This window comes from Streptomyces sp. NPDC025638 (genome assembly GCF_055558775.1).
Genome location: NZ_JBVHLX010000002.1, coordinates 633,510 through 649,573, shown reverse-complemented (window position 1 = coordinate 649,573; position 16,064 = coordinate 633,510). Strand labels below are relative to the sequence as shown.

General features: G+C 71.9%; 13 protein-coding genes. 5 read left to right on the top strand and 8 right to left on the bottom strand.

Features of this window, described 5'->3' with window-relative positions; genetic code table 11:
- Positions 1-9 precede the first annotated feature (9 nt).
- Together ACZ4EG_RS07115 and ACZ4EG_RS07110 are read right to left on the bottom strand one after the other, a co-directional pair.
- On the bottom strand, positions 10-1,359 hold the full coding sequence (locus tag ACZ4EG_RS07115) for a hypothetical protein (protein WP_467789862.1): 1,350 nt from the start codon (positions 1,357-1,359) through the stop codon (positions 10-12).
- 214 nt (positions 1,360-1,573) lie between these two features.
- Positions 1,574-1,825 (bottom strand): helix-turn-helix domain-containing protein, encoded by a 252-nt coding sequence (locus ACZ4EG_RS07110; protein ID WP_453556355.1) that lies wholly within the window; start codon positions 1,823-1,825, stop codon positions 1,574-1,576.
- 32 nt (positions 1,826-1,857) lie between these two features.
- On the opposite strand from ACZ4EG_RS07110, the gene map reads away from it, so the two are divergent.
- On the top strand, positions 1,858-2,649 hold the full coding sequence (gene map / locus ACZ4EG_RS07105; RefSeq protein WP_467789861.1) for a type I methionyl aminopeptidase: 792 nt from the start codon (positions 1,858-1,860) through the stop codon (positions 2,647-2,649).
- A gap of 62 nt (positions 2,650-2,711) precedes the next feature.
- Positions 2,712-5,381, top strand: coding sequence for an ATP-dependent Clp protease ATP-binding subunit (locus ACZ4EG_RS07100; protein ID WP_467789860.1), 2,670 nt, complete (start codon positions 2,712-2,714; stop codon positions 5,379-5,381).
- Between the two features lie 299 nt (positions 5,382-5,680).
- Here the strand turns inward: ACZ4EG_RS07100 and ggt are convergent, their stop codons facing one another.
- Positions 5,681-7,480 carry a gamma-glutamyltransferase gene (gene ggt / locus ACZ4EG_RS07095; protein WP_467789859.1) on the bottom strand — a complete coding sequence of 600 codons (1,800 nt, stop codon included), beginning with the start codon at positions 7,478-7,480 and terminating at the stop codon, positions 5,681-5,683.
- A gap of 144 nt (positions 7,481-7,624) precedes the next feature.
- Here ggt and ACZ4EG_RS07090 point away from each other — a divergent pair, with 144 nt between their 5' ends.
- Both ACZ4EG_RS07090 and ACZ4EG_RS07085 read left to right on the top strand, forming a co-directional pair.
- On the top strand, positions 7,625-8,383 hold the full coding sequence (locus tag ACZ4EG_RS07090; RefSeq protein ID WP_453556366.1) for a hypothetical protein: 759 nt from the start codon (positions 7,625-7,627) through the stop codon (positions 8,381-8,383).
- 117 nt (positions 8,384-8,500) lie between these two features.
- The gene (locus tag ACZ4EG_RS07085; protein WP_467789858.1) at positions 8,501-10,066 is read left to right on the top strand and encodes an alpha/beta fold hydrolase; all 1,566 of its coding nucleotides are present in this window, start codon (positions 8,501-8,503) and stop codon (positions 10,064-10,066) included.
- Positions 10,067-10,295: 229 nt separating this feature from the next.
- Here the strand turns inward: ACZ4EG_RS07085 and ACZ4EG_RS07080 are convergent, their stop codons facing one another.
- The 5 genes from ACZ4EG_RS07080 to pcaDC form a co-directional block, all read right to left on the bottom strand.
- Positions 10,296-10,496, bottom strand: a complete 201-nt coding sequence (locus ACZ4EG_RS07080) for a hypothetical protein (RefSeq protein WP_467789857.1) — start codon at positions 10,494-10,496, stop codon at positions 10,296-10,298.
- Positions 10,497-10,786: 290 nt separating this feature from the next.
- Positions 10,787-11,206, bottom strand: coding sequence for a DUF6278 family protein (locus ACZ4EG_RS07075; RefSeq protein WP_467789856.1), 420 nt, complete (start codon positions 11,204-11,206; stop codon positions 10,787-10,789).
- Positions 11,207-11,266: 60 nt separating this feature from the next.
- Positions 11,267-12,046: an exodeoxyribonuclease III gene (locus ACZ4EG_RS07070; RefSeq protein WP_453556377.1), complete on the bottom strand. Its 780-nt coding sequence runs from the start codon at positions 12,044-12,046 to the stop codon at positions 11,267-11,269.
- Between the two features lie 53 nt (positions 12,047-12,099).
- Positions 12,100-12,735: an MBL fold metallo-hydrolase gene (locus ACZ4EG_RS07065; protein ID WP_453556380.1), complete on the bottom strand. Its 636-nt coding sequence runs from the start codon at positions 12,733-12,735 to the stop codon at positions 12,100-12,102.
- A gap of 44 nt (positions 12,736-12,779) precedes the next feature.
- Positions 12,780-14,087 carry a bifunctional 3-oxoadipate enol-lactonase/4-carboxymuconolactone decarboxylase PcaDC gene (gene pcaDC, locus ACZ4EG_RS07060; protein ID WP_467789855.1) on the bottom strand — a complete coding sequence of 436 codons (1,308 nt, stop codon included), beginning with the start codon at positions 14,085-14,087 and terminating at the stop codon, positions 12,780-12,782.
- Positions 14,088-14,826: 739 nt separating this feature from the next.
- Between pcaDC and ACZ4EG_RS07055 the strand changes: the two genes are divergently transcribed.
- The gene (locus ACZ4EG_RS07055; RefSeq protein ID WP_453557361.1) at positions 14,827-16,047 is read left to right on the top strand and encodes a metallophosphoesterase; all 1,221 of its coding nucleotides are present in this window, start codon (positions 14,827-14,829) and stop codon (positions 16,045-16,047) included.
- Positions 16,048-16,064 lie beyond the last annotated feature (17 nt).

Here is a 16,064-nt window from a genome sequence, read left to right as displayed (position 1 = left end):
CGGGCCCGATCAGGCGGACCGACCGGCCACACGGAGGGCGTGGACCAGGTCCCAGTGGCGCTCGTCGGAGACGCCCCGGGCGGCCTCCAGCAGGAGCGGTACGAGCCGCTGCGGGTCGGGGGTGACGCTGCGGACAGCCTCCTCCGGGGTGCGCATACGGACGTACGCGTCGAGCAGGGCACGCACCTCGCGGGTCCGCCCCTCGGCGGCCAGCGCCAGCACGGCCTCGCCTATCTCCGTGGCGGGCCGTACGACACCCTGGCGCAGGATCTGCTGTCCGTCTTCGCCTCGACCGGCCGCGACCAGCGCGTCGGCGGCGGCGACCAGTCGGCCGGCGGGCAGCGAGGCGGCCTCCCAGAGCAGGGTCGCCCAGTCGGCGCCGAGCCCGGTGCGCTGCAGTTCCGCGGCGAGCAGGGGGAGGCGGGGGGCGGGCCAGTGGGCGATCTCGGCCAGCAGGGCGTGCGCCTCGCCGGTACGGCCCTCTCCGCGCAGCCGCTCGATCGTCGCCACGGCCCCGGCGACGGCCCGCGTTGCCTCCGCGTCCAGCGGCTCCGCCTTCGGCCGCCTCCGGTCCACCGGCTCGGCGGCCCCGGCGAACCGGGCGCCTCGCGGGGTCCGGCCCTCGGCGGCGTCCGGTGCGGGCGGCGACGGCACGGGGGTCTGCGGTACGACGGCGGGTGCGGCCTCGCCCTCGGGCATCCCGGCGAAACGGGCACTGCCCCGGCGGCGTTTGCGCTGCTTGGCGGGGGTGGGAGCGGGTGTGGGGGTGGGGATGGGCGTCGGCACGGTCTCCGGGGGCGGGGTGGGTGCGGGGGCCGAGTCGCCGTACGGGGCTGGGCCCCCGTCGGCTCCCCGCCGGTCCGATTCGGCCATGCGGGAGCGGAGTTCGGCGCACCGGGCCGTCGCCCGTTCATGGTCGTCGCGGGCCCAGGCCAGGTCGACCCGGACGGCGTCGGCCTCCTCCGGGGTGGTCACGGACGCGAGCAACCGGCCCAGTTCCGCCTGCCGTTCGGCCGCGTACCGCTGCTCGCGGAGCATGACGTCGAGCCGGTCCCCGAGGGCGTCACGGCCGCCCGGCCGGGCGTCGTACGCGGTGAGCGCGGCCCTGTGCAACGCCCGGGCCCGCTCCGCCTCCACCCCGGCCGCCCCGCTGCCGTATGCCGCCGCGAGGTCCCGCAGCAGCGCGTCCACCACGTCCCACGGGGGCACCTCGCGCCCTTCGAGACAGGCCTGCATGCCGTCCGGATCACGCTGCCAGAACACCCCGCACCAGCCGCCACGCTGATCCAGGCGCGCCAGCAGGCCGTCCAGGTAGTTCACGAACTCCCCTACCCGCCGGGGGAGTTGATCCACATCCATCGCCCAACTCCCGCCAGACCGGAGCCACTCCGACTCCGTAGAAAACACGAGCCGTGTTACGGGACGGCTACAGGGAGTTTTCCGCGCGAGTGCACCGATCTCTCTCCCTGGCGACACTTCGGTGATGACGACAGGCACCGCGACGGCCGCACAGGGTGACTGTCAGGCGCCTTTCCCTGGTGATACATGACGCCGTGGGCGGGTCCGGGTCCGTTCACACCTCCAGTGGGACGCACCGCTCCGCCAGCTCGTCCATGGACAGGCCGAGCGCGCGGGCGAGGGCCGCGATGGTGAAGAACGCCGGGGTCGGAGCCCGGCCCGTCTCGATCTTGCGGAGTGTCTCCGCCGAGATGCCCGCCTCGGCCGCGACGTCCGTCATGCTCCGGTCGCCGCGGGCCTCGCGCAGCAGCCGGCCGAACCGCTCGCCGCGTTCGCGTTCTTCGGGGGTGAGAGGGGTGCGCACCATGCCGTCATTCTAATACCGGTATAGTAATTGGCATGGTGGAGCTGAAGACGGACACGTCGATCAACGCGATGCATGCGGCGGGCCAGGTCGTCGGGCGGGCTCTGACAGCCGTGCGGGCGGCCGCGGCCGTCGGCGTCTCACTGAAGGAGCTGGACGACGTGGCGCACGAGGCGCTGCGCGAGGCAGGTGCCTCCTCGCCGTTCCTCGGCTACCGTCCCTCCTTCGCCCCCACCCCCTTCCCCGCCGTGATCTGCGCCTCCGTCAACGACGCGATCGTCCACGGCATCCCGGGCCGCTACCGGCTGCGCGACGGCGACCTCGTCTCCATCGACTGCGGCGCGGAACTGGACGGCTGGGCCGGCGACTCGGCGATCAGCTTCGTCGTGGGCAGGCCGCGCCCGGCGGACGTACGACTGATCGACACCGCCGAGCAGGCGCTGGCCGCGGGCATCGCGGCGGCCGTCGTCGGCAACCGCATCGGCGACATCGCCCATGCCGTCGGCTCGGTGTGCCGGGCGGCGGGATACGGCGTGCCACAGGGCTTCGGGGGCCACGGCGTGGGCCGCCGTATGCACGAGGACCCCGAGGTGCCGAACGAGGGCCGGCCCGGCCGGGGCCTTCCGCTGCGGCACGGCATGGTCCTGGCGATCGAGCCCATGCTGATCTCGAGCGGCCGGGACGCCTACTTCGCGTCATCGGACGGCTGGACGCTGCGCACGAACGACGGCTCGCGCGCGGCACACGTGGAACACACGGTCGCGATCACCCGGACAGGCCCCCGGATTCTCACCGAGCGGCGGGCCGGCGGAAGGGCCCGCCCGTAAGGTGCCCTCCGTCCCCATCCGTGCCAAGGTGTTATGAACGAGCACCAAAGGAACGGAACGTCATGACCGACGGCTACCCTCCCGACCCCTTCGGTGAGTTCCTGTCCCGGTTCTTCGGCGGAGGCGGCCCCCAGCAGGGCCCCCGCCACATCGACATAGGCCGGCTGCTGAGCCAGCCGGCCAGGGAACTCGTGCGCGGCGCGGCCCTGTATGCCGCCGAGCACGGCAGCCGGGACCTGGACACCCAGCACCTGCTGCGCGCGGCCCTCTCCACCGAGCCCACCCGCAGTCTGCTCAGCCGCGCGGGCGCGGACCCGGACGGCCTCGCGACGGAGATCGACCAGCGGTCCGGCCCGGTGCAGCACCCGCCGGGCGAGGTCCCGCCGCCCACCTCGCTCTCGCTCACCCCGGCCGTCAAACGCGCCCTGCTCGACGCGCACGACCTGGCACGGGCGAGCGGTGCCGGGTACATCGGCCCGGAGCATGTGCTCAGCGCGCTCGCCGCGAACCCGGACTCGGCCGCCGGGCACATCCTGGGCGCCGCCCGCTTCGCGGCCACCGGCATGCCGGCCGACGCGCCCGAGACCGACCGGACACGCACCGGAACCGACCGGCAGCGGCCCGCGTCGACGCCGACCCTCGACAAGTACGGCCGCGACCTGACCGAGCTGGCCGCGCAGGACCGCATCGACCCGGTCATCGGGCGGGGCGAGGAGATCGAGCAGACCATCGAGGTGCTCTCCCGGCGCGGCAAGAACAACCCGGTGCTGATCGGCGAAGCGGGTGTGGGCAAGACCGCGATCGTGGAGGGGCTGGCCCAGCGGATCGCCGACGGGGACGTGCCCGACATACTCATCGGCCGCCGTGTGGTCTCCCTGGACCTGACCGGTGTGGTCGCCGGGACCCGGTTCCGCGGGGACTTCGAGGAGCGGCTGAACAACATCGTGGGCGAGATCCGCGCCCACTCCGGCCGGCTGATCGTCTTCATCGACGAGCTGCACACCGTGGTCGGTGCCGGGACGGGCGGCGAGAGCGGGGCGATGGACGCGGGCAACATCCTCAAGCCCGCCCTGGCCCGCGGCGAGCTGCACATCGTGGGCGCGACCACGCTGGAGGAGTTCCGCCGGATCGAGAAGGACGCGGCACTGGCCCGCCGCTTCCAGCCGATCCTGGTGCCCGAGCCGACGGCCGAGGACACGATCGAGATCCTGCGCGGGCTGCGCGACCGCTACGAGGCCCATCACCAGGTCCGCTACACCGACGAGGCCCTGGTGGCCGCCGTGGAGCTGTCCGACCGGTATCTCACCGACCGCCGTCTGCCGGACAAGGCCATCGACCTGATCGACCAGGCGGGGGCGCGGGTGCGCCTGGGTGCCCGGACCAAGGGCACGGATGTGCGCGCGATGGAGCGCGAGGTCGAGCAGCTCGTCCGGGACAAGGACCAGGCGGTCGCCGACGAGCAGTACGAGCAGGCCACCCAGCTGCGCGACCGCATCGCCGGGCTGAAGGAGCGGATCTCCGAGACCAGCGGCGACGAGGAGGCCGACGAGGGGCAGAACCTGGAGGTGACGGCCGAGGCCGTCGCCGAAGTGGTGTCCCGGCTGACCCACATCCCGGTCAGCCGTCTCACCCAGGAGGAGAAGGAGCGGCTGCTCGGCCTTGAGCAGCATCTGCACCAGCGGGTGATCGGGCAGGAAGAGGCGGTCGCCGCGGTGTCCGAGGCGGTCTTGCGCTCCCGGGCCGGGCTGGCCAGCCCGGACCGGCCGATCGGCAGCTTCCTGTTCCTCGGTCCGACCGGCGTCGGCAAGACCGAGCTGGCCCGCGCGCTGGCCGAGGTGCTGTTCGGCAGCGAGGACCGCATGGTGCGCCTCGACATGAGCGAGTACCAGGAGCGGCACACGGTCTCCCGGCTGGTGGGCGCCCCGCCCGGGTACGTCGGGCACGAGGAGGCCGGCCAGCTCACCGAGGTGGTGCGCAGGCACCCGTACTCGCTGCTGCTGCTCGACGAGGTGGAGAAGGCGCACCCCGACGTCTTCAACATCCTGCTGCAGGTCCTGGACGACGGCCGGCTCACCGACTCCCAGGGCCGCACGGTGGACTTCACCAACACGGTCATCGTGATGACCAGCAATCTCGGCTCCGAGGCGATCACCGGGCGGGGTGCCGGCATCGGGTTCGGGAGCACCGGGGAGCAGGCCGACGAGGAGGCGCGGCGCGAACGGATCCTGCGGCCGCTGCGCGAGCACTTCCGACCGGAGTTCCTCAACCGCATCGACGAGATCGTCGTCTTCCACCAGCTCACCGCCGAGCAACTGCGGCAGATCACCGACCTGCTCCTGGAGCGCACCCGCCGGCTGCTGCACGCCCAGGGCATCACGGTCGCGTTCACCGACGCGTCCGTCGGCTGGCTCGCGGAGCGCGGCCATCAGCCGGAGTACGGCGCCCGGCCGCTGCGCCGCACCATCCAGCGCGAGGTCGACAACCAGCTGTCCCGCCTCCTGCTCGACGGCACGATCACCGAGGGCAGCCGGGTGACGGTGGACGTGGCGGACAGCCGACTGACGTTCCACGCCCGGCCGACCGAGCAGCCACCGCCGACACCGGCTGAGGAGCCGGGCGGGGCAGCCCCGGATACGCAGACCACCGGAGAATCACCCGACGCGCGGACCGGCCCCGCGGCGGCAGACACGGAGGCCGACTCACCTACGCCGGGGGACCAGGACGGCCGGTGACCGCGCAGGGCACAGGCGCCCCGGGGGGAGGCAGCGAACTCGCGAGCCGCCCGGGGCCACCGCACACCCGAGCCGGCCCCGGCCGCCGGGTGGTAAAGCCGGTCGGGGAGACGCCAGGCACGCACGCCGTGCCGCACACGCCGGACCCCCGGCCGAGCCGCGGGCGCCGGGTACCCCCCAAGCGGCTTGCGCCCGGCGCGAGCCAGGCCATATGCGCCCGACGCATGAGCCGGGGTGTCCGCGGCGGACGCGCAGGCGGAACGTACCCCGGAGCCGCCCGTGCTTCCGGGGCCCGGCCCCTACCCGGCCGGGCGCACCACCATCGCCGAGCCGCCGCCCCGGCGTACCTTCTCCGCCGCGGCCAGCCACCTGCCGTCCGGGAGGCGCTGGACGCCGGTGGCCGCGCCGATTTCGGGGTTCGGTTTGAAGCTGTGGCCGATGGCCTCCAACCGGGTCCTCAGGTCACTGTCGTAGAGGGCGGGTTCGAGTTCGGTCTGGGCGGCGTTGCGCTGGCTGGCGCGCGGCGCGGCGATCGCGTCGACCAGTGGCAGCCGGCGGTCGAGGAACTCCGTGAGGGTCTGCAGCACGGTGGTGATGATGGTCGCGCCGCCGGGTGAGCCGAGGGCCACGACGGGCCGGTCGTGCCGGTCGAGCACGATCGTCGGGGAGATCGAGGAGCGCGGCCGCTTGCCGGGACCGGGCAGGTTCGGGTCGTGCACGGCCGGGTTGGCGGGGGCGAAGGAGAAGTCCGTCAGCTCGTTGTTGAGCAGGAAGCCACGGCCGGGGACGGTGATCGCGCTGCCGCCGGTCTGCTCGATGGTGAGGGTGTAGGCGACGACGTTGCCCCATTTGTCGGCGACCGTGAGGTGCGTGGTGTTCTCGCCCTCGTAGGTCGTCGGGGCCGCCGTGCCCGCGGTGGAGCAGGCCGCCGGGTCGCGCGGGTCGCCGGGCGCGAGCGGGCTGGTGAGGACGGCGTCGTCCTTGATCAGGCAGGCGCGCGAGTCGGCGTACTTCTGTGAGAGCAGTTCCTTCGTCGGTACGTCCTCGAAGGCCGGGTCGCCGACCCAGCGCCCGCGGTCCGCGAAGGCGATCCGGCTCGCCTCGATGAAGTGGTGCAGGTACTGCGTCTCGGAGGCCTTCGAAAGCTCGGTCTTCTCAAGGATGTTGAGGGCTTCGCCGACCGTGGTGCCGCCCGAGGAGGAGGGCGCGATCGAGTAGACCTTCACTCCCCGGTACGACGTCCTCGTGGGCGCCTGCGGCTTGGCGCGGTAGGCGGCCAGGTCCGCTGCGGAGAGCTTGCCGGGGCGGGCGTTCCAGCCGGAACCCGGGTCCACCGGGGGGTTGTTCACGGTGTGGACGATGTCCTCGCCGAGCGCGCCGTCGTAGATCGCGCCGACTCCCTTTCTCGCCAGCTCCTCATAGGTGCGGGCGAGATCGGGGTTCTTGAAGGTCGAGCCGACGACCGGGAGCCGGCCGCCGGGCAGGAACAGCTGCGCGGTGGCCGGAAAGTAGCGGAAGCGGGTCTCGTTGGACGCGGTCTGACTGCGGAAGGTGTCGTCCACCGTGAAGCCGTCGCGGGCGATGCGCTCGGCGGGCTTGAGGACCGTACCGAGCTGTCTGCTGCCCCACTCGTCCAGGGCCGTCTGCCAGGTGGCGGGCGTGCCCGGGGTGCCGACGCTCAGGCCGCTGCTGACGGCGTCGGCGAAGGCGAGGGGCTTGCCGTTCTCCAGGAAGAGGTCGGAGCCGGCGGTCAGCGGCGCGGTCTCCCGGCCGTCGATGGTGTGGACCGTACGGGACTTGGCGTCGTAGTAGACGAAGTAGCCGCCTCCGCCGATGCCGGAGGAGTAGGGCTCGGTGACGCCGAGCGCGGCGGCCGTGGCGACGGCCGCGTCCACGGCGTTGCCGCCCTTCTTCAGGACCTCGATGCCCGCGGCGGAGGCGTCCGCGTCGACGCTGGCCACCGCGCCGCCGTAGCCGACGGCCACCGGAACTTTCGCCGCCGTCCCGGCCGCCGGGGCCGGTGGCGCCGCCGCCCCCACCGACACCACGGCGGCCGAAACCGCCAGAACCGTCAGTTTCCGCGCGGCAGAGCGACGCATCCGTACCTCCAGTCCGGAACAGTCCGCGCAGCGTAGCCACACGGGCCCTGCCTCGACAGGCTCATTCAAGGCAATTGTCACGCGAACATCACACATCGAACACGGGTACGTTCCGGCCACCCGGGCCCGCTACCATGCGCGCCCATGAATGACGACGTCCGCAACATCGTCCTGGGCCTGATAGCCGCCGGTGTCAGCGCCGGTCTCGGCTGGCTGGCCCGCACCTACCTGTGGAAGCGCAAGCTTCGGCGGAAGCAGGCCTTCTTCGGTCTGCCCGACAACTCCGAGTCGCTGCTGGTGGTAAACCGCGAGGCGGGCGGGCCCGAGCTGACGGTGATGCGGCACGACGTGTTCGCGCTCCTGGAGCTCGCCGCCCTCATCAAGGACTGCAACGCCAACGCGCAGGTCGTCGCCCACGACGCGGCACAGCAGGGCTTCGGCGAGCGCACCGAGTTCTGTGTGGGCGGACCCGCCTCCAACCGCCGTATGACCGCACACCTCGCCTCCCTGCTGCCCGGCGTGCGCGTCAACGTGGACGCGGAGCCCGGCCCGGACCGCGGCGCCTTCCAGATCGGCAGCGAGCGCTACCGGCTGGAGCCCGGCAAGAGCGAGTACGTGCTGCTCGCCCGGCTCACCGCGGGCCAGGGGCGCGACGCGCGCCCGGTGTTCCTCTTCTGCGGCCAGCGCGCGATCACCAACCAGGCCGCGACCCGCTATCTCGCCCGCAACCACGAGCGGCTGGCCCGCAAGCACGGTGACAACACCTTCGTGCTCCTGCTGAAGGTGGTCAATTCGCAGGCATACGGCCCCGACGTGGTCGAGCTGGTCGCGGACGTGACGCGGACCGCGCAGGCGCCGCTGCCGAAGCTGGAGGCTCCACGCGCCTCACACCGGGCCTCCTAGGGAACAGCACACTCCAAATAACTTTACCCGCACGTAACTTACCGACGGGTTACTTACGGTAAGGCATCACGGTTACCGTCGGGTCACTTTGCACTGACACGAGTGAGGAGTGACCCCATGGGACACGGTCGCACCACCTTGCGCACCTCCGCCGTCGGAGCCGTCTCCGCGGCGCTGATCGCCGGCAGCGTCGTGGGCCTGGCTCCGGCCGCGCAGGCCGTCGCCGCCATCCGCTTCGTCGACATCACCGGCGACGGCGGCACGACACTCAAGGCGAACGTCGTCGCCCCGGCGGACGCCGACGCCTCGCACAGCTACCCGCTCATCGTGCTGCCCACGAGCTGGGGCCTGCCCCAGGCCGAGTATCTGGCCCAGGCCCAGAAGCTCGCGAACTCCGGGTACATCGTGCTCACTTACAACGTGCGCGGCTTCTGGCAGTCCGGCGGACAGATAGAAGTGGCCGGTCCGCCCGACATAGCGGACGCCTCCAAAGTGATCGACTGGGCCCTCGCCAACACCCCCGCCGACCCCCGGCACATCGGCGTGGCGGGCGTCTCCTACGGCGCCGGGATCAGCCTGCTCGCCGCCGCCCACGACAAGCGGATCAAGGCGGTCGCCGCGCTCAGCGGCTGGGCGGACCTGATCAGCTCTATCTACTCCGGCCGCACCCAGCACGTCCAGGCGGCCGCCCTGCTGGACGGCGCGGGCGTCGTCACGGGCCGCGAGAGCCCCGAAGTACGGCAGATCTTCGACGACTTCTACGCCTCCAACCTCGCCAAGGAACAGGAGATGATCGACTGGGGGAAGAAACGTTCGGTCGCAACCTATGTCGACCAGCTCAACAAGAACGCCCCGGCCGTGATGATGGCCAACGCCTGGGGCGACACGATCTTCCCCGCGAACCAGTACGCCGACTTCTACGAGAAGCTCACCGTCCCGAAGCGGCTGGAGTTCCGCCCCGGCGACCACGCGACCGCCGAACTGACCGGCCTGTTCGGGCTGCCCAACGACGTGTGGACCGACACCGAGCGCTGGTTCGACCACTACCTCAAGGGCACGGACAACGGCATCGACCACGAGCAGCCCGTACAGCTCAAGTCCCGTACCTCCGACGGCTACGAGGCCTACCCGGACTGGAAGTCGGTAGGCGCCACCCGCACCAAGCTCGCCCTCGCCGGCGCCACCACGATCCACACGAACGTGGACTCGGGCGCCGACGGCGGGATCGTCTTCCTCTCCAGCATCCTCGACCAGGTCGCCCGGATCCCGCCGATCGCCTCGATCCCGCTGCTCCCCCGCCGTTGGGCCGCGGTCTGGCAGTCGGAGAAGTACGGCACCGCCCAGCAGGTGCGCGGCACCGCGAAGTTGCACACCACCCTCACCCCGACCGGGGAGAGCGGCACGCTCGTCGCCTACCTCTACGACGTGGGCCCGCTCGGCTTCGGCAAGCTGGTCACCAACGCGCCGTACACCTGGTACGACCGCACGCCCGGCCGACCGTTCGACGTCGACCTGGACCTGTTCTCGACGGCCTACGACGTCCCGGCCGGACACCGGCTCGCCCTGGTCGTCGACACGGTCGACCCGCTCTACATCGAGCACAACCCGTCCGGCGCGCAGCTGACCTTCTCCTCACCGGCGGACGACCCGTCATACGTGTCCGTTCCGCTGCGCGAGCAGTGATCTCCGGCTGCCGCCGGCCGGGCCTGGCCCTGTGAACTGCCGCCCCCCTTATGGTCTCGGGGCCGTGAGGGGGGTTCCCACCCGGCAGCAGCGCCCCTGGTTCGGCCGCGGCGACCGCCACGGCCCGGGTCTCGGGACTGCGTTGCTCACGGTGGGACACCCGGCCGGTGAACCACGAAAGCAGCGCGCTCATCCCGATGCGGGATGAACGGCCCATCGTAGTCGACGTTCATGAGCCGGCCCGGCCGAGCGTCGCCTCAAGGGAATTCGGGGGGTCCGGCGGCCGGATGCCCTGTGCCACCCGCTGGTTGGGGAGTCCGTCGGGCGCCGGGCCCTCGGCGGGCGGGCCGCCGTGTCCGCCGCAGGCGGCCGCGACGAGCGCGATGGCGAGCGCCGCCGGGGCGATGGACACACGTGTGGTACGGATCATGGTCGCGCCCCCCGCTCAGTACGCGGTCTCGATGACGCGGCCGCACTTGTCGACGTCACACAGTTCGATCAAAGGATCGACGGCCATCCGCAGCCCTACTCACTCTCTGCTGTGTCATGGTTGCCGCAAACTATCCAGACGGCAGGGGACTCGACACACGACACGCACTTATCGGGCATAAGCCGTATTTACGCCGTCTTTAGGTCGCGCTGCAATCCGCAGGTCTCGCCTCGGGTCTCGCCTCGGGTCTCGCCTCGGGTCTCGCCTCGGGTCTCGCTTCAGGTCTTGCGTCAGGTCTCGGCGACCTCGGCATAGAGCTGCGACAGCTCGGGCACACCGCTCGCGGCCCACTCCCGACCCGTCTCGACGACGTCGAACTCACGGCCCGACGCCAGCCGTACGACGGCCTGCCCGCCGGGTCTGAGGTCCCAGCGCGCGCCCTGCACGGTGCGCACGATGACCGTGCCCAGGTAGAGCCCCGCGTCGTTGCCCAGCCAGGGCAGGCTCTCCTCGTCGTCGCGCCAGCGCGGCAGCAACTGGTCGAGCGCCTCCAGCGAGGCCGCGGAGTCGTCGAGCAGGACGCCCTCCTGGGACGCCTGCGCGCGCAACAGCTCACACTCGGAGAGGAGCTCCGCGACGCCCTCGGGGTCGAGGGCGAGCACCGCCTCATCGCGTTTCTTGTGCCGACTGCCCAGGAACGGGATGTTCATACGCCCAGCGTGACATTCGCACCACCGTGCGCACCACAGCCCGGGCGCGGGTGTCGCGCCCTACACGTCCAGATCGACGACCACCGGCGCGTGGTCCGAGGCGCCCTTGCCCTTGCGCTCCTCGCGGTCGACGTAGGCGTCCTTGACCGCCTTGGCGAACGGCTCGTTGCCGTATACCAGGTCGATGCGCATGCCGCGGTTCTTCGGGAAGCAGAGCTGGCGGTAGTCCCAGTACGTGAAGGGGTGGTCGTACTTCAGCGGGCGCGGGACGACGTCGGACAGGCCCGCCTCGCGCAGGGAGGCCAGGGCGGCGCGCTCGGCGGGGGTGACATGGGTGAGGCCCTCGAAGGCGGCCACGTCGTAGACATCGTCGTCCGTCGGTGCCACGTTGTAGTCGCCCAGGACCGCGAAGGGGCGGGAGCCGGTCGCGTCGCCCGCGACGGCGGCCTTCAGGGCCTCGAACCACTGGAGCTTGTAGGCGTAGTGCGGGTGGTCCACCTCGCGCCCGTTCGGCACGTACACCGACCAGACGCGGACCGGACCGCAGGTCGCGGAGATCGCGCGGGGCTCCTCCAGACCCTCGTAGCCGGGGCCGCCGGGCAGGCCCTTGACGACGTCCGCCAGGCCGACGCGGGAGAGCACCGCCACGCCGTTCCACCGGCCCTTGGCGTTCACCGCCGCCTCGTAGCCCAGCTCGCGCAGCTGGTCGAACGGGAACTGCTCCTCGGCGAGCTTGGCCTCCTGCAGGCACAGCACGTCCGTGCCGCTGCTCTCCAGCCAGGCGAGCAGCCTCGGCAGGCGAGCGGTGATCGAGTTCACGTTCCAGGTCGCGATGCGCATGCCTCACAACCTACCGGGCGGGACCGACAACGCCGCCCCGCCCGATTCCGGCCTCAGACGTCGGCGGAGTCCCCCGGCGCCAGCCGCAGGTGCTCCGAGCCGCCCAGGGCGCCGATCTGGCGGTCGTAGATCGGGCGGGCGAGGTCGGTGAGGAGGGCGTCGTGGATGTCGTAGGCGCGCTGCGGCTTGACCTCGCGGACGTAGTCGATGACCTCGGCGATCTTGTTCCAGGGGGCCATCACCGGGAGCATCAGCGTCTCGACCGGCTGGTCGGGGACGGTCAGCGCGTCGCCCGGGTGGAAGACCCGGCCGCCGTCGATCAGATAGCCGACGTTGGTGATGCGCGGGATGTCCGGGTGGATGACCGCGTGCAGTTCGCCGTGGACCTGGACGTCGAAGCCCGCCGCGGTGAAGGTGTCGCCGTGGCCGACGGTGTGCACGCGGCCCGGGAAGGCGGCCGTGAGCTGCTCGGCGACCGACTTCAGGGTCCAGATCTCGGCGGCCGGGTCGGCCTCCAGGGCCGCCCGCAGCCGCCCCTCGTCGAAGTGGTCTGGGTGCTCGTGCGTGACCAGGATCGCGTCCGCGCCGACCGCGGCGTCCTGCTCGCTGAACCCTCCGGGGTCGAGGACGAGCGTCCGCCCGTCCTTCTCCAGCCGGACACAGGCATGCGACTTCTTCGTGAGCTTCATGGCTCCCATCCTCTCCCCCGCCGCACTCGGTCGCTCTCCGTCGCTCACTCCGCGGGCGTGGTCTCCTCGCGGATGACCTGCTGGGCCACCCGGAACGCGCTGTTCGCCGCGGGCATCCCGCAGTACACGGCCGCCTGGAGCAGCACTTCCTTGATCTCGTCCGGGGTCAGCCCGTTGCGCAGCGCGGCCCGGGTGTGGAAGGCGAGTTCCTCCAGGTGGCCGCCCGCGACCAGCGCGGTGAGGGTGACACAGCTGCGCGAGCGCCGGTCGAGGCCCGGCCGGCTCCAGATCTCGCCCCACGCGTACCGGGTGAGGAACTCCTGGAACTCCCCGGAGAAGTCGTCGGCCTCGGTGAGCGCCCGGTCGACGTGCGCGTCGCCGAGCACCTCCCGGCGGATCTTGAGCCCCGCGTCGTACTGGTCCGGCCACCCGGCGGGCTGCGGCGGTACGACGGCGGGGGCGATCTCGGCGATGGGCGCGGCCTGCGGAGCGACGAGCGGCGCCGCGGCCAGGACCGGCTTCGCCGGGGCCGCCACGATGGCCATCTGGCCGGTGGACGAGTCGAAGCCGGGCTGCCAGGCGGTGGAGAAGTGCCGGACCAGCAGCTCGGTGACGGCGACGGGCTGCTCGACCGGCACGAGGTGGGAGGCGCCGGGGACGACCGCGAGCCGGGCGTCCGGAATGCCGGCGACCAGGGTGCGGGCCTCGGCCGGGCCGGTGACCTGGTCCTCCGAGCCGACCAGCACGAGGGTCGGCACGCCGACACGGGCCAGCTCGCCCCGTACGTCGAACCCGGCCAGCGCCTCACAGGCGGCGATGTAGCAGCCAGGGTCGGTGGTGCGCACCATCTGCACGGCCCACTCGGTGATCGCCGGCTGCGCGGACGCGAATCCGTCGGTGAACCAGCGGTCCGGCGCGGTCCGGGCGATCGGGTCGAGCCCGTTCGTGCGCACGATCACCCCGCGCTGCCGGAACTCGTCCGCGGACCCGAATCGCGGGGAGGTGGCGACCAGCGCGAGCGAGGCGACCCGCTCGGGGCGGCGCAGGGCCAGCTCGATGCCGAGCGCTCCGCCGAACGCACAGCCCGCGTAGCCGAACCGCTGCACACCGAGCCCGTCGAGCGTGACGAGCAGCCTGGCGGCCAGCTCGGTCACCGAGCCGGCCGGGTACGCGAGGGCGCCGCCGTGCCCCGGCAGATCGAACCGGAAGACCCGCCACTGCTTCGTCAGTTCCGGGATCTGCCGGTCCCACATGTGCCAGGTGGTACCCAGTGAGGGACCGAGGATCAGGACCGGTGCGTCTTCTGGCCCGTCAAAGCGGTATTGCAGGGTGTTCATCGGTGTCTCACTCACCCGCCTGAGCCTCTCATCTGTTACGACAGCCCCTATGAGCGGGGTCCTGGCTGTAGCTGTTTGACCAGGTGGAAGACCTCGCGGGCAGCCTCACGGCTCGCCACTTCCTGGCCTACTTCAGCAGATCGCGGCATCCCGCAGAGCGTCGACGACAAGTCTGCCGGGCAGGCGGCGTACTGGACATGGTCGAACTGGACATGCCCGTCCCCCCTTCCGGTCCGATGGCTCGTCACGTTGCCGGTACCGGGCCGCATCGGGCGGTCAGAATCGTGAGGACGCCACAACTGATCGGCAGGCCCCTATCGGGACACGCCCCGCCGGCCCGGCACCGACAACGCACCATCCCCAGCCAACGGCCGACACTGTGAGACCAGGACACTTCGGTCAGGCGTGTCATGAGTCAGACCCCGGACCCGGGACAGCACCCACCCATCCTCCCGCCCGTCACAGCATCCCCACCCAGAAATACTGAGCATTACAGGCACCGGCATGTGGATCTCACCGGCCCACGATGATGGGCTGTACTCTCCACTGCTTCCGGAGCTTCTACGCCTCACCGTTCGAAGCCGCCGCGGCCCCGGTCAGGAGCAGAGTCACCAACCGCGTGAGCCGGGGGCGAACTCGGAGGCCACCTCGCCACATGGGGCTGCCCACCATGAGCACCCCGTCCGTCCGACCGGCCCGGGACGGCCGGATACAGTGCGCGCGACGGCAGCCTGGTTGTTCAAGGAGGGGATGCGTGACCGACACCAGCGAAACCCGATCCGCCGACAGTGCAGCGCACGCGACTCAGCAGAGCCGACTGCACCGCCTGATGCGCTACCTCCCCCTGATCGCCCCCGTCCTGCTGTGGACCGTGCCCTGCTGGCTGCTGCTGCACACCGGCCAGCACTGGCCGCTCCCTGTCACGCTGGCCGGCACCGCCCTGTTCGCCCTCGGCCTGATCGGTATGCCGCTCGCGATGGTGCGCGGCCACGGCCGACGCCAGCAGGACTGGGCGGCGATCGTCGGAGACACCCTGCTGGGCACCATCTGGACCCTGTTCACCTGGTCCGTCGTGCTCGGCATCCTGCTGCGGCTCGCCCTGACCGTGACCGGCGTCGGCGACGGCCAGGACCGGGCCCGGATCGTCACCTGGGCGGTCCTCGGCGCAGCCACCGTGCTGCTCACCTGGGGGTACGCCGAGGCCCGCCGGGTACCACGGGTACGCCGCCTGGACGTGCAACTTCCGCGCCTGGGGGCCGGGTTGGACGGCACGCGCGTCGTCCTCATCACCGACACCCACTACGGCCCGCTCGACCGCGCCCGCTGGTCGGCGCGGGTCTGCGAGACGGTCAACACGCTGAAGGCCGACCTGGTCTGCCACACCGGAGACATCGCGGACGGCACGGCCGAACGCCGCCGCGCCCAGGCCGCCCCACTCGGCACCGTGCAGGCCACCCGGGCCCGGGTCTACGTCACCGGCAACCACGAGTACTACAGCGAGGCCCAGGGCTGGGTCGACCTGATGGACGAGCTGGGCTGGGAGCCGCTGCGCAACCGTCATCTGCTGCTCGAACGCGGTGGCGACACCCTCGTGGTCGCCGGCGTGGATGACGTCACGGCCGAGTCCTCCGGCCTCGCCGGCCACGGCGCCCACCTCGCCGGAGCCCTGCACGGCGCCGACCCCGACTACCCCGTCCTGCTCCTGGCCCACCAGCCCAAGTTCGTCGACCGGGCGGCGGCCGGCGGCGTCGACCTCCAGCTCTCCGGCCACACCCACGGCGGCCAGATCTGGCCCTTCCACCACCTGGTCCGCATCGACCAGCCCGCCCTCGCCGGCCTCAGCCGCCACGGCACCCGCACCCTCCTCTACACCAGCCGCGGCACCGGCTTCTGGGGCCCGCCCTTCCGCGTCTTCGCCCCGAGCGAGATCACCCTGCTCGTACTCCGCGCCCCGCAGCGGCTCCCCACGCCGTAGCGCTGGGCGGGCCGGCG